Source organism: Nostoc sp. CENA543 (assembly GCF_002896875.1).
In the GTDB taxonomy this organism is placed as follows: Bacteria; Cyanobacteriota; Cyanobacteriia; order Cyanobacteriales; family Nostocaceae; genus Trichormus.
Genome location: NZ_CP023278.1, coordinates 1960146 through 1972224 on the forward strand (window position 1 = coordinate 1960146; position 12079 = coordinate 1972224).

The following is a 12079-nucleotide window of genomic DNA, read 5'->3' on the forward strand; positions in this document are numbered from 1 at the left end:
AATAGATAATACTTACGTGGTTGAATTATATGAGTCAACGCATAGCCTTAATTGTGGCGATCGCTACTTTAGTGATTTTAGGATTACTGTCATTATTTCCTTACATTGCCTGGTCTTGGCCGCTAGAGTTAATTAGCCATTTTCGCTACCAATATTTTATTTTATCATTGTTAGCCACTATCATTTTATTTATTTTATGGCGAATTAGATATCTGAAGCACAAAATATTATTTCTCACTGCTATATTATTACTGGGCATTAATTTAGTTGAAGTATTGCCTTGGTATTTACCCCACAATCAACAAATCACTACTCATGCAGCTAAACCATTACGGGTTTTATCTTTTAATTTAAATATTCAAAATCATGACCAGGATAAAATCGTCGATTTAGTTACAGATAGCCAAGCTGACATAGCCTTATTGTTAGAAATTGATCAACAAGCTTTTAGTATAATTCAGCCCCAGTTAAAACCCAGTTTTCCCTATACTTTTAGAAGTCCAGGTGGCGGGTTAGCTCTTTTTAGTAAGTTTCCTATCCAAGATGCTAGGGCTGATAACTTCAATAAAAAAGCTAAACATAATTTAGTAGCCAACTTAGCAATAGATAACCAATCAATTACATTTATTGGTACTCATCCATTAGTGCCAGTCAAACCAGCAAATTTTCATAGTCGCAATCTCCAGTTAGCTGCTATTGCTGAATATATTCAAAATATAAATCAGCCGTTGATTTTAGCAGGAGATTTTAATTTAACACCTTGGTCGCCTTATTACCGTAGATTTGTCAATAAAACTAAGTTACATAACACTCGCTTAGGTTTTGGTATTTTACCTAGCTGGCCAAGACCTGCAAATCATGTTAATTTCCCCCATTGGTTAATTCCCATAATCAATATTCCAATTGACCACTGCTTTGTAAGTAAACACTTGCAAGTGGCAAGAACATATACAGGAGGCAATGCCAATTCTGATCATGCAGCTTTGATTACAGAATTAGTTTTACCTTAGAAAATGCTGAGATATTTGCTTGATAATTTTCAGGAAAATAACATTCAGTTGAGTTAAGTTAATAATGGAGAATATCACAAATATTTCTGTTATAACTAGACTGAATCAAAGTTAGAAATTCGGGTTTTGTAATTTTTGGTAGCTGAGGTTATTTATGAAATACTTTTATATCAGCTTAGTCTGTCTTGTGAGTGCGATCGCAGTTAGCCCAAGTGCCTATGCTAACGAAGAAAATCCCCAGGAAATGGTGAGTGAACGTCATGAAGCCGCGACTTTGTTAACAGAACCAGTCAGCATCAATAGTCAGTGGCATCATGGCAATAACCTGCAAAATACTGCCACTTCCATTTCAGTCGCACAAGATCCACAATGTCAATCCTTAAACCCCTTAGAATTTCTCGAAAATCCTGATGCTATTGTGAAAAAATGCCAAGAGTTACGCAATAATCAAATCATACAACGAACGGAACCCGTTGAGTATCTCAAGGTTCCTCGTCTAGATTCTGGCTTAAAGCTAACTGTGACTAAATTTTAAATATCAGGTAGACAAAATAAAAATAAGTTTCACGCATTAAAAAAGGTATTTGACTTTGTAAACTACGATAACGGGTAGTAGGTGTAGGTGATGGATAAGCATCTATCTACTCGGTTACTCCCGTAACTGAGAGAGTAACAAAACGGTTGTGTAGACTTAGATAAGGGTGGTGGCTACTCATTTGGCTACCACTATGAAACAAAGAAACAAACGCGGTACAGTAGGAATTGAAACCAAACAAGGTAAGTTGCGTTTAAGACTACCTAGAACAATTTGTAACGTAAATTGTCGATACATCTCTACGGGTTTAGACGATACACCAGATAACCGTCGGAAGGTACAAGTCACAGCTTGGCAGATAGAAGAAGATATCCAAAACGGGAAGCTTGACCCAACATTATCACGGTATAAGTTTAACCAACCTAGTGTCATCATTACACGTATAAAAGATGAGCCAGACTTGCAACAGCTTTGGGCAGCTTATTGTGAATATAGACAACCATTAGTAGCGTATACTACCTACAAACAAAAATACTTAACCCACTACGCCAACCATATACAACGCTTACCATCACATAAGCTTACCGACTCTAAAAATATCAGACATTACCTTGTCACTACGTATTCTCAAGACATAGCCAAACGGGTTTTAATTCAGTTAAACGCTTGCTGTAAATGGGCATTAGCTGAGGGTTTAATAGATAACAACCCGTTTGTCGGTATGGCTAATGAGTTGTCATATAAGTGGTCATCAGATGCAATAGACCCGTTTACGTTCTCAGAGCGTGACGCTATTCTCAACGCTTACCGAGAACACCATACATACAGTCATTACTACAACTTCATCTGTTTTCTTTTCTACACTGGTTGCCGACCAGGTGAAGCCTGTGCATTAAAGTGGCGATACATCAGTGATAAATATATTCTGTTTGCGGAAACTTGGAACGCTCGTTATCAACTCACAAAACAAACAAAGACAGGTAAAAGCAGACGCTTTCCTATTAACGAGCAACTACGAGCGTTGCTCGACAGTGTAAAGCTAACGTCAAGCTATTCACCTGACTCATACTTATTTACAACCCATTATCACCACAAACCTATAAGTAATGAACGAATAACCTATCTGCTGGGTTGGCGCGAGATAGTTAACGGTTTGGTAGATGTTGGTTTAGTTGCTAGATACCGTCCGGTTTACAACACTCGTTCTACATTTATTAGCCTCACTTTAGAAGCTGGGTTAACGGTTTCACAGGTTGCCTCCCTAGTTGGGAATACTCCACAGGTCTTACTCCGCCATTACGCATCATCTCAAGTGAAAGATGTACCTGTGTTTTAACCATTCAACTTTTAGCGTTATCAACAAATAACCATAGACCCTCATCTATGAGAAACGCTGTAATGACAGTTTATCGTTAGTGAATTGTAAAGCTGTCGTGTCGAGTTGGGGTTACTCACACATTAGTAAACGTTAATAGGAGTGACCATGCTGGTTAACCCACAACAAAAGACAACTGTATGTGACATCGTTGTTTCCGTCCGTCTTCCCAAGACCGATGCAGAGTTATTAGAAACTTTGGTTGCTAATGCTAAGGCTCAAGGTTTGGTTAATAGTAAAGCTTCATTTATTCGATATGTCTTGAATGACTATGTGAACCGTCATGCTGATGTTTTGGAGGTGGCATAAATGAACCCCCAACAAAGCATTGTTGAAACCGACGAAACTATCCAGGTTAATAACCGTGATGCTGAAGTTTGGCGACCAATACCAGGATATGAAGGGCAATATGAAGTCTCAAATATGGGTCGGGTAGCTTCACTCAACTACTCACGCCAAAAGAAACGACAGGTTTTAAAACCACGACCAGAACGCGGTTATCTAAAGGTCACTTTATACAACAAACACCACTCTAAACAGTGGAAGGTTCATCAACTTGTATTACTAGCCTTTGTTGGTGAACGCCCAAAACAATTAGTCACCGACCATATTAACCGAGTCAAGACTGATAACCGACTGGCTAACCTGCGTTACGTCAGCCGTTCTGAGAACGCACGTAACACTGACCGCTATCTATACAAACAAATAACCCACAAGAAGCAGCTAACTTCTTATGGGTTAACAACAACAGAAACAACAACAACAACACCCAACGCTATAAATTGAAAACATAGGATGTATATGTTGCACAACAATTCTACATTAACACAGTCTTGTGAAACTGCCAACAGCTTTTTAAAACTGCTAGGTGAAACGCCTTACTTGTTCCAAACATTTGATGACAACAGTAAACGAAAAGATAAGAGTTTAACCCGCCAATTCTATGGCTCACTTGATGAACATTGGGATGAGTTATTAGCGTTAAATAACAAAGGTGCAGGTATCTTTGTAACGGTTAACGTAACCGACGGAAACAACCGTAAGGCTGAGAATATAACAGCCGTCCGAGCGTTGTTTATCGACTGTGATAACGGGCTACCTGACGAATTTCACCTAACCCCAACGATGGTTATTCATAGCAGTAAACCCGACAAAGGTCACGCCTATTGGGTGTTAAATGAACCATCGAATGATGTTGATAAATTCCCTCAAAAACAACAGCAACTTATCAAGCATTACGGTAGTGATAAGAGCGTTCATGATAGGTCAAGAGTGATGAGGTTGCCAGGGTTTCTACACATAAAGGGTGAACCAACATTGGTGACATTTCAACACATTGGTAAACACTATGAGTCGATGGGTGAAGTCACATCAGCATTACCAAAACAACCAGCTAAGACAACATCATCAACTCATAAACCAATTACACATATAACACCACCAACGCCTGCCACATCACCTGAATTTCAAGCATTATTAGCCTCGTTACTGACGGCTGGAGAGGGCGAACGGAACAACACATTAAACCGTGTGGCATTCGAGGCGGGTAAGCTTGTGCAGTCAGGGAAGATAACAGCCGATGTTGCTCGTCAACAACTAACCAGCGTTGCTCTTATGATAGGTTTGGGTGAGGCTGAGATAGATGCCACACTAACCAGTGGGTTAACTGCTGGTATAAATAAACAAACGAATGTCAACACTAACAACAAAAGTAAAGTGAATATAGTAGTTGATGTTGTTAACGCCGAAAAAAGTCATCTGTCGTGGGATGTTTACAAAGGTATTCCACTATATGACGGTAAACATATTGACTTACGCGAGTTACGGCTTGACCTATGTGTTAAGTATGAAGTTGACCTTAACCGTGATGACTTTAAAGACGCGGTAGAGGTGGTTGCCAAACGCAATTCATACAACCCAGTAGAGACTTATTTAACCAGTCTCGACACTACCACCCCAACAACTGGATACATTCAACAACTTAGTGAGATGTTAGGGTTAGAAACTGACATCGAACGTGTTTATCTCCGTAAGTTTTTGATGGCTTCCGTCGCGCGTGGTTTAAAACACGGGTGTAAATTCGATAACGTCGTCATCTTCCAGGGTAAACAGGGTGTTGGTAAGACTACGTTTTTTGAGGTGTTGTTTGGTGAGGAGTTATTTGCAACCGCACCGAATGACGGCAACGAACGTGATATTTTAGCTGTATGCCATAGCCACTGGTGTATTGAGTTTGGCGAGTGGGAGCGTTTCAATACAAAACGTGAGCAGTCGGAAATAAAGAATTTCATCACTAAACAACGTGATGATATGCGTCTACTTCACACTGACTACAACACAGAACGAAAGCGAAAGTTTGTCATTGTGGGTACAACTAATAAAGACCAGTTCCTAGTCGATGAAACCGGAAGCCGTAGGTATTGGGTATGCCGTATAAGAACACCACGAATAGATATGACGTGGCTTGCAAAACATCGTGATGCTATATGGGGTGAGGCTTATAACGCATACCTAGCCGATGAACCTTGGTGGTTAGATGAATTAAATGAAACACTACAACACCGACATAACCAACAGTTTAATGAGTCGTCATCGTTAGACGAGGCTATTGTTGAGTGGTTAGCTGGTCGATACACTGCTGATGGTGGTGTTAGTTTTAAACCGTCGATGAATGGTAAGCTTTCAACACGATACATACTAACCAATGTCATCGGCTCAAAACTGTCTGATGGTGGTTTAGCTACAAAGGAACGAGATGTAAAGAAAGCGTTGGCTCGGTTAGGTTTCGTCTCAAAACAGCGTAGGTGTAACGGTGTTAAGGGTTACTATTGGGAACACCCAGACATCAGCCAACTCGTAGCGGTGAGTGACGAAACTGAGGCGTTATTCTAAACCCAGATAACCCATACTCTTTATATTTAACATACAAACCCCTATGACTAACGTTGTTGTAGGGGTTTATTAATGTGAGTCTACGTAACATCACTTATGCTTGTGTAGTTTAACGTCGTTTACGTATGCTATGTTTACATCTGTCTGGCTCACCACAGGACACGCTTAGAACAGACTGGGTTTTGGCTATACTGAGATGTGCGCCTATATGATGTCGTCCGAATTTTGTACACATGACAGGACAGACAAGACAGAAGCTGTATGTGTTACACAGCAAGGGTTATAGTTATTAACACTATTGTGACTTGTCTACGTATGTCTTGCCACTACCATGCTACAGGACACCTCTAAAACTATTGCTGTGTATGGTTTTGATATATGTGCCGTCCTGTGTCCTGTCACTTTTTTTAATTTTAGTATATAGAACAGTAACAGTAGTATGTATATAAAGCTGAAATTTTGACAGGACAGACAAGACAGCAGGCGCAAACGCTTAACTGGTAAGGGTTAGAGGGTGTCCTGTCACTCACAAAACCTACAGGACACAACAAGACACAGGACAGGACACAACATCATCTACGTATGTGGTTGGTCTGGTTGTCTGATGCGTTCATACTCACTGTTTTCTTTGTAATGGTCTGTATGCTGGTAGTAGCGTAGTGACTCTGTGGCGTGTTGTAGAGCATAGATGACCGCTAGGTATTCAACACTGTCAGGGTCGAGTGTAGACTTGTAATACATTAGCCGGTCTATGTAGTATCCTATGTGTAGGTGAAGCATAAGTAATTTTTGTGTTAGTCATCATAACGTAGAGAATACAACGCAATTGCATTCAGGTAGTCTTTGTATGCGTTCGCGTATTCTAAACCTGCCTTACCCATTAAACTATAAGCTTCACGTTTACCATCACTATGTTCCACTAAAATTACACCAATTGATGGTAAATGCCGTATTACTTTTGGTAGTGGTTTACTCATGAGGTTTATCAGCTTTTAATATTCCTATACCTGAGACGTTCATAGTCAGTACACTCAGTGTGATGTCGTGTTAGGGTGTAAACAGTCATACTGCGTTTGGCATGACGAATAGCACCGCGTACTATTAACCACTCCTGTGACTCTGGTTCGAGTGTTGCCTTGTATTGTTCCAATGAGTCAACGAGTTGCTTGTATTGGTCAACAATGCTCATAATGTGTTGTTGAGTATTTATAACAACACTACTTTATAACCAACCCAACAAACAACAACGACGCTGAGGTAAATACCATGCCCCTCAACGTCGTCGCTGGTGTGTATATAATGTATCGTGGTGTGCGTCCAAGACTATAGGGACGTTTTGTTATGCTTGTATAACAGTATAACAACTATAGTTTAATAATGCAACTCTATGTGACACCTTACCCACTGTCACACTAAGCTATACCGACCATATACCAACCATAGTTAGCTGTTGGTTGGTAAACCAGTCACAATACTTGCTGCGTCTAATTCTGTCTGACCTTGTGGTGTTGCTCAATTGGTAGTAGTGATAGGTAACACCGTGGTTATATAACCCTTGTGTTTACGTTGACCGTCGCCTGTAACCGTTGGTATAACGCTAACAAACTCAACACCTGAAACCCTCTCTGTGTCTAGTGTTTACTGTGGAATTTGTTGTGCGTTCTTTCGATGAGTTTCATATAAAAATACGCGCCGTATTCCCCCTCTAACCCACCACCACGCACCATGAGCAAGCAACAGAGAGGTATCTGTAGTGATGCACAGTAGGTAGGGTTAACTGATAGTAGCTGGGTGTTTACCATGTCTAAATAATTTGCTGTAATAGTTGCATCGAAGGGCAGAGACAACCACGCCACAACATACTGCCTCACAGGAATTGCAACTATGACTACTATCAAAGACCTCAAGACACAAGCTTCAGACCTCGGTTTATCCAACGAATACGTCAAGAATTTTGGTAAGCTATCCGCCAAGGCAACGTGGCAGTTAGCTATTGACTCTCATCTGGCAACCACATCATCACAGCCAGTAGTCGATGAGCCACCTAGCGTTGAACCTAACCAACCATCACCAGCATTAACCACACCACAACCAACGTCACACCAAACAAGCGAACACGCCCAACCTATGCTGTTGTTCCTGGTTTTGGTAGTAGTGATAACGACGCAGTTGATAACGACCGTCTTACCTATAGTCACCTACCTATACACGTCAGCAACCAACCACGTTAAACACCAGCGTGAGATACGCCGTAGACGTTCGCAGTGGTACGCGGAATTACGTCAACTCATGACCACATAAAGCTAGCCCACAACTATTAGGGTAGCGAATAGGTATCAAGACGTGATGACAACATCGATACCCTACCCAATAACCACTGACGGTAGCCAACCATCATTACGGGTTGGCTCTCTACAACAGCCTACACATCACAAAACAGTAGTTTCGAGACAGGTACACAAAGTCATGACAACCACCCTCGCAGTCTATGAACCACAAGTAGTTATACCTACTAACCTGATACCCTTCCCTTCTACAGAACCAACGACAACCGAACGCGTCATTGAGTTGTGGTTAGTCGGGTTAAGTAATACCACGCGTGAACAATACAGCCGCGACATCCGACAGTTTCGAGCGTTCGCCAAGCTAACCGACTTTCGTAGCATCTCACCATTAACCTTCATTGCCTACGCTCAACACCTTGAGCAGACTTACGCTGTCGCTACTATTCGCCGTAAGCTGGCATCGCTCTCTAGCTTCTGTGCGTTTGCTGTCCGTCTGGGTTTCCTGACTGCTAACCCTATGGCGGCTGTCCGTAAACCGAAAGCATCGACCACGTTAGCGGGTAAGACACTAACCCAGCAACAAGTGTTCAGGATGTTGGACAGAACAGACGACCATCGAAACAGGTGTTTGCTTAAGGTGTTGTACAGTCTAGGTTTACGCGTCAGTGAGGCTATCGGTTTACGTTGGTCTGACTTCACTGAGGTTAACCCTACTAAGACAACGGTCAGCGTGTTAGGCAAAGGTAGTAAGTATAGAACGCTGGTTGTACCTCAGTCAGTCTGGTCTGAGTTGTTGGAGTTGCGAACAACTCAACAATATAACGGGGTTAATGACTACGTGTTTCAGTCGTACAGCAACCGTTACCGAAAGCAGTCAGGTAAACAGCTAGACCGTTGTAACGCATCAAAGATAGTGAAAGCCTGTGCTGTTGCTGTTGGTTTACCTGAGTCAGTCTCGGCTCACTTTCTACGTCATGCCTGTGCATCCCATAGCCTAGCCAATGGTGCATCTATTCAACTGGTTAAAGAAACGCTAGGTCATGCCAACATCTCAACAACTAACTGGTATCTAGAGGCTAACCCAGATGACTGCGCCTCACTGTACCTCAACGTTTAAGTATCATCATCTTTGGTGTTTATATCATCCATCGTGACTTGTGTTGTCGCATTACGTTCTAGCCATTCACTACATATCATCTCTAGTAGTTGAGCCATCGTTAGCCGTCGGTTCATTGCCTCAACTCTAAGTCTGATACGTAATGACTCTGGAAAATGTCTCACTACTAATTGTTCGGGTTTGTTAGCCACGTTCACCTGTTATACAGTTATATAAGTTATACTGTTATACAAAGGCATTAGATATGCCTCATTAACCTAGCCTAACAGTATAGATATGCCATCAGAAACCGATAGCAGTAGCGTTGTTAAGTCTCAGCAAAGTAAGACACAGGCTAAACGTCGTCATCGTCAACTAGTTGCACCACCGTCAAGTAACGGTGACGGACGCAAGACAGTTAACCTGAGTGTTTCAGTATCTCCCAACACTCAGACCGTTACATCCATGCCTCTCTATTCAGTGTTCGCAACATCTCCAATTGCTGATGAATTGTTCATGAAAGTCAGTAAGTCAGTATGTATCAGCCTGACCACTAGACAAGCCTATAACACTAACATCAACGGTTATCTGTGCAGCTTATGAATAACCCTAATAACACTCCTAATACTGTCGTCTACCGTGATGACATGATGATAGATGACCAGACTGTGACACTGACTGATACAAAGACAGATGTATCAGGTGATACTACAACCATCATCTATCAAGCCCCAACTACCGACTATGCAAACTACCTAGATAAACAGGTTGGTAAGCAATGAAAAGTGATGGAAATACCCTACTAGTTTTGATAGCTGTTGGTGTTGTTGGTTGGTTGTACCTGAGTGACCAGCGTTTAGAATGCCAACGTGTTGAGGCGGAATACAAAGCCTATCAGAACGCTATCAAGGATGCACGACCATGACAGACAAGCCCGAAATTGTTATTGACTTACCAACTGAAACTTATCAGCGACCAGTTGAACCGAAAGTCAGTGATAAACGGTGGTTATCTTTGTTGTTCAACTCTCTAATTACCTGCTATTCAACGGCTCTCTGTGTACAGGTGTTGACGTTCATACCGCTAACACTTCCAGCATTGACTCAACTACCCAAGATAGCAGCCGTCATCATCATGGGCGTTGGTGCATGGTTGGCTTATCGCCGTCAACTCCCAGCGTTAACACTTTCCTTTGCTATCGGTTTACTCGTTGGTTTATGACACAACCACAATACCCAACCTCTCACATACGTTTACTACACCGACTGTTGTTAACCACGGGTTTCTGTGCCACGTTAACGGCAGTCGTTTCTCTAGTTGGTGTGCCTCACGCTCTCACACAACAACGTGGTCTAAGTAAGGCTGTGTTATTAGCTTCTGGGTTATGTATCACAGTAGCGAGTAAGCGTCTAACATCGACATGGTTAGAGTTGGCTGACGTAACGGCTGACCTAGACCTACTTGACAGACGGGAGAACATAGCATGGTATCAGCGTGTTATCAGTGAGGTTAAAAACGTCACGGTCAAGTATAGCCAGCGTTGGCTAGATGACAACATCATTACTGACCCTGTGACTTATTGGCTTAACACGGGCAAGAATGGTTTACCGTTGAAACACCTGCTCATCGTTGGTGGAACAGGTGATGGTAAGTCAACACTCATTCAGGCGTTCGCATCACGGCTGATAGGTTGGCAGTTTCAAGTCTATGATGTTGACGGTACAGTTGATGACTGGCTGTTTGTTGAACAACAGCAACGGGTCTATGACTTAACAGCTATTGAGTCAGCTATGACCGATGACCTAGAGTTATTGGAACAACGAATACTACAACGCCGTGAGGTTGGTAAACGATGGACAGATACACCACGGCTCACCATAGCTGAGGAGTTACCAGCGTTGGTGTCATCGTCTGACACGGCTGCTAACTGGGTTGTTAGTCATGCCAAACGTGGACGTAAACCACTATGCTTTATAGCAGCCATCGCACAGAACGACACCGTTAAGAACCTTGGGTTAGAGGGTGATGCTGACCTACGCGACAGTTGTTTTACGAGGGTATACCTTGGCAGTAAAGCAAGAGAACGAGCAAGGAAACTAGGTAATGACGTGTTGTTAGCATGGTTAGAAGCATTTCCGCACGGTCGTTTTATTGTGGATGATAAGCCGTGTGAGTGGGTTGTTAACAACTCCCAAGCATTGATAGACACTTCCCAAACTGGCACACTACCACCGTCATTACTTCCGCAAAGTTTACCAACACAACACGATACCAACACGCCGAAAACCTCGGAAGCCTTGCAGGAAATAGGCGGAAATGGTTTTGCATCGTTGGTCAAGGATGCCAAAAACGCGGTACAGGAAGCCCGTGAGCGTGGTTGTAGCGATACGTACATCATTACTGAGGTTCTAGGGTTTAGCGGTCGGCGTTACGGCGAGGGTAAACGACTACTGGCGATGCTGGAAACCACCGAGTAACTGTGCTATGATATGCTGTAACAGCAATTCAAAAGAGGGGTGAAGCCTATGTCTAGAGGTGGTCACAGACTAGGAGCAGGACGCAAGAAGGGTACACCAGCCAGTAACCGAAAGTATGCTGATGTAGCGGACACTAGGTTGGTACGTGTGCCTGTTGGCTTCGATGAGGTAGCAGCAGTTAACAACCTTGAGCAATTGCGCGTGCTGGTCGAGACGTGGCAGGCACAAGCGGATGAAGCTGCACGGGTCAGCAAGACTGGTACAACGCCACGCACGTATGACAAGGCGTTGCTATTGTTGGAAGAATTGAAACAAATGTTGCCACAACAGTAGACAATAGCTTTTGGCTACTGTTAGGCTACTCGTAAACCACTCTTATTTAAGAGTTGCACAACCAAAGGTCAGAATT

The 12079-nt window shown here is 42.5% G+C and carries 19 protein-coding genes and 1 pseudogene; 14 read left to right on the forward strand and 6 right to left on the reverse strand.

Going from position 1 to position 12079, the window contains the following annotated elements:
- Window positions 1-29: 29 nt before the first annotated feature.
- Together CLI64_RS08150 and CLI64_RS08155 are read left to right on the forward strand one after the other, a co-directional pair.
- Entirely contained in the window at window positions 30-1010 is a 981-nt protein-coding gene (locus tag CLI64_RS08150) for an endonuclease/exonuclease/phosphatase family protein (protein WP_103136745.1), read from the forward strand.
- Window positions 1011-1164: 154 nt separating this feature from the next.
- On the forward strand, window positions 1165-1545 hold the full coding sequence (locus CLI64_RS08155; RefSeq protein ID WP_103136746.1) for a hypothetical protein: 381 nt from the start codon (window positions 1165-1167) through the stop codon (window positions 1543-1545).
- On the opposite strand, the pseudogene CLI64_RS31500 reads toward CLI64_RS08155, so the two are convergent.
- A pseudogene (locus tag CLI64_RS31500) lies at window positions 1535-1651 on the reverse strand (YdcF family protein); the annotation flags it as partial. The gene CLI64_RS08155 and the pseudogene CLI64_RS31500 sit on opposite strands and share 11 nt — an antisense overlap.
- A gap of 87 nt (window positions 1652-1738) precedes the next feature.
- Here CLI64_RS31500 and CLI64_RS08165 point away from each other — a divergent pair.
- From CLI64_RS08165 to CLI64_RS08180, 4 genes are all read left to right on the forward strand, one after another.
- Entirely contained in the window at window positions 1739-2881 is a 1143-nt protein-coding gene (locus tag CLI64_RS08165; RefSeq protein WP_103136747.1) for a tyrosine-type recombinase/integrase, read from the forward strand.
- Between the two features lie 147 nt (window positions 2882-3028).
- Window positions 3029-3229, forward strand: a complete 201-nt coding sequence (locus CLI64_RS08170; protein ID WP_103136748.1) for a hypothetical protein — start codon at window positions 3029-3031, stop codon at window positions 3227-3229.
- Window positions 3230-3706, forward strand: a complete 477-nt coding sequence (locus CLI64_RS08175; protein WP_103136749.1) for an NUMOD4 motif-containing HNH endonuclease — start codon at window positions 3230-3232, stop codon at window positions 3704-3706.
- 15 nt (window positions 3707-3721) lie between these two features.
- Window positions 3722-5812 (forward strand): VapE domain-containing protein, encoded by a 2091-nt coding sequence (locus CLI64_RS08180; RefSeq protein WP_192881699.1) that lies wholly within the window; start codon window positions 3722-3724, stop codon window positions 5810-5812.
- A gap of 576 nt (window positions 5813-6388) precedes the next feature.
- Here the strand turns inward: CLI64_RS08180 and CLI64_RS30690 are convergent.
- From CLI64_RS30690 to CLI64_RS30700, 4 genes are all read right to left on the reverse strand, one after another.
- On the reverse strand, window positions 6389-6592 hold the full coding sequence (locus CLI64_RS30690; RefSeq protein WP_225977535.1) for a hypothetical protein: 204 nt from the start codon (window positions 6590-6592) through the stop codon (window positions 6389-6391).
- 14 nt (window positions 6593-6606) lie between these two features.
- On the reverse strand, window positions 6607-6789 hold the full coding sequence (locus CLI64_RS08185) for a hypothetical protein (protein ID WP_103136751.1): 183 nt from the start codon (window positions 6787-6789) through the stop codon (window positions 6607-6609).
- Between the two features lie 8 nt (window positions 6790-6797).
- Window positions 6798-7001, reverse strand: a complete 204-nt coding sequence (locus tag CLI64_RS30695; protein ID WP_157943217.1) for a hypothetical protein — start codon at window positions 6999-7001, stop codon at window positions 6798-6800.
- Window positions 7002-7443: 442 nt separating this feature from the next.
- A complete protein-coding gene (locus CLI64_RS30700) occupies window positions 7444-7683 on the reverse strand; it encodes a hypothetical protein (RefSeq protein WP_157943219.1) in 240 nt (79 codons plus the stop codon).
- A gap of 13 nt (window positions 7684-7696) precedes the next feature.
- Here CLI64_RS30700 and CLI64_RS08190 point away from each other — a divergent pair, with 13 nt between their 5' ends.
- Window positions 7697-8113, forward strand: coding sequence for a hypothetical protein (locus CLI64_RS08190; protein WP_103136752.1), 417 nt, complete (start codon window positions 7697-7699; stop codon window positions 8111-8113).
- A gap of 45 nt (window positions 8114-8158) precedes the next feature.
- A complete protein-coding gene (locus CLI64_RS08195) occupies window positions 8159-9214 on the forward strand; it encodes a tyrosine-type recombinase/integrase (protein ID WP_225977536.1) in 1056 nt (351 codons plus the stop codon).
- Here the strand turns inward: CLI64_RS08195 and CLI64_RS31200 are convergent.
- Window positions 9211-9405, reverse strand: coding sequence for a hypothetical protein (locus tag CLI64_RS31200; RefSeq protein ID WP_192881700.1), 195 nt, complete (start codon window positions 9403-9405; stop codon window positions 9211-9213). The genes CLI64_RS08195 and CLI64_RS31200 overlap by 4 nt on opposite strands.
- 85 nt (window positions 9406-9490) lie before the next feature.
- On the opposite strand from CLI64_RS31200, the gene CLI64_RS30705 reads away from it, so the two are divergent.
- The 6 genes from CLI64_RS30705 to CLI64_RS08215 all read left to right on the forward strand — a co-directional run bounded on the left by CLI64_RS30705 (window position 9491) and on the right by CLI64_RS08215 (window position 12003).
- A complete protein-coding gene (locus tag CLI64_RS30705) occupies window positions 9491-9796 on the forward strand; it encodes a hypothetical protein (protein ID WP_157943220.1) in 306 nt (101 codons plus the stop codon).
- Window positions 9793-9975, forward strand: a complete 183-nt coding sequence (locus tag CLI64_RS08200) for a hypothetical protein (RefSeq protein WP_103136754.1) — start codon at window positions 9793-9795, stop codon at window positions 9973-9975. Before CLI64_RS30705 ends, CLI64_RS08200 begins: the two co-directional genes overlap by 4 nt.
- Window positions 9972-10118: a hypothetical protein gene (locus CLI64_RS30710; protein WP_157943221.1), complete on the forward strand. Its 147-nt coding sequence runs from the start codon at window positions 9972-9974 to the stop codon at window positions 10116-10118. The genes CLI64_RS08200 and CLI64_RS30710 overlap by 4 nt, the downstream gene beginning before the upstream one ends.
- The gene (locus CLI64_RS08205) at window positions 10115-10414 is read left to right on the forward strand and encodes a hypothetical protein (protein ID WP_103136755.1); all 300 of its coding nucleotides are present in this window, start codon (window positions 10115-10117) and stop codon (window positions 10412-10414) included. Before CLI64_RS30710 ends, CLI64_RS08205 begins: the two co-directional genes overlap by 4 nt.
- Complete coding sequence (locus CLI64_RS08210) at window positions 10411-11670, forward strand: ATP-binding protein (RefSeq protein WP_103136756.1); 1260 nt, start codon at window positions 10411-10413, stop codon at window positions 11668-11670. Before CLI64_RS08205 ends, CLI64_RS08210 begins: the two co-directional genes overlap by 4 nt.
- 147 nt (window positions 11671-11817) lie before the next feature.
- Complete coding sequence (locus CLI64_RS08215; protein ID WP_157943222.1) at window positions 11818-12003, forward strand: hypothetical protein; 186 nt, start codon at window positions 11818-11820, stop codon at window positions 12001-12003.
- Window positions 12004-12079 lie beyond the last annotated feature (76 nt).

What these genes read in the sequence shown, in the direction of transcription:
- CLI64_RS08150 (WP_103136745.1), top strand. Translation starts at nt 30, where the DNA reads ATGAGTCAACGCATAGCCTTAATTGTGGCGATCGCTACTTTAGTGATT.
- CLI64_RS08155 (WP_103136746.1), top strand. Translation starts at nt 1,165, where the DNA reads ATGAAATACTTTTATATCAGCTTAGTCTGTCTTGTGAGTGCGATCGCA.
- CLI64_RS08165 (WP_103136747.1), top strand. Translation starts at nt 1,739, where the DNA reads ATGAAACAAAGAAACAAACGCGGTACAGTAGGAATTGAAACCAAACAA.
- CLI64_RS08170 (WP_103136748.1), top strand. Translation starts at nt 3,029, where the DNA reads ATGCTGGTTAACCCACAACAAAAGACAACTGTATGTGACATCGTTGTT.
- CLI64_RS08175 (WP_103136749.1), top strand. Translation starts at nt 3,230, where the DNA reads ATGAACCCCCAACAAAGCATTGTTGAAACCGACGAAACTATCCAGGTT.
- CLI64_RS08180 (WP_192881699.1), top strand. Translation starts at nt 3,722, where the DNA reads ATGTTGCACAACAATTCTACATTAACACAGTCTTGTGAAACTGCCAAC.
- CLI64_RS30690 (WP_225977535.1), bottom strand. Translation starts at nt 6,592, where the DNA reads ATGCTTCACCTACACATAGGATACTACATAGACCGGCTAATGTATTAC.
- CLI64_RS08185 (WP_103136751.1), bottom strand. Translation starts at nt 6,789, where the DNA reads ATGAGTAAACCACTACCAAAAGTAATACGGCATTTACCATCAATTGGT.
- CLI64_RS30695 (WP_157943217.1), bottom strand. Translation starts at nt 7,001, where the DNA reads ATGAGCATTGTTGACCAATACAAGCAACTCGTTGACTCATTGGAACAA.
- CLI64_RS08190 (WP_103136752.1), top strand. Translation starts at nt 7,697, where the DNA reads ATGACTACTATCAAAGACCTCAAGACACAAGCTTCAGACCTCGGTTTA.
- CLI64_RS08195 (WP_225977536.1), top strand. Translation starts at nt 8,159, where the DNA reads ATGACAACATCGATACCCTACCCAATAACCACTGACGGTAGCCAACCA.
- CLI64_RS30705 (WP_157943220.1), top strand. Translation starts at nt 9,491, where the DNA reads ATGCCATCAGAAACCGATAGCAGTAGCGTTGTTAAGTCTCAGCAAAGT.
- CLI64_RS08200 (WP_103136754.1), top strand. Translation starts at nt 9,793, where the DNA reads ATGAATAACCCTAATAACACTCCTAATACTGTCGTCTACCGTGATGAC.
- CLI64_RS30710 (WP_157943221.1), top strand. Translation starts at nt 9,972, where the DNA reads ATGAAAAGTGATGGAAATACCCTACTAGTTTTGATAGCTGTTGGTGTT.
- CLI64_RS08205 (WP_103136755.1), top strand. Translation starts at nt 10,115, where the DNA reads ATGACAGACAAGCCCGAAATTGTTATTGACTTACCAACTGAAACTTAT.
- CLI64_RS08210 (WP_103136756.1), top strand. Translation starts at nt 10,411, where the DNA reads ATGACACAACCACAATACCCAACCTCTCACATACGTTTACTACACCGA.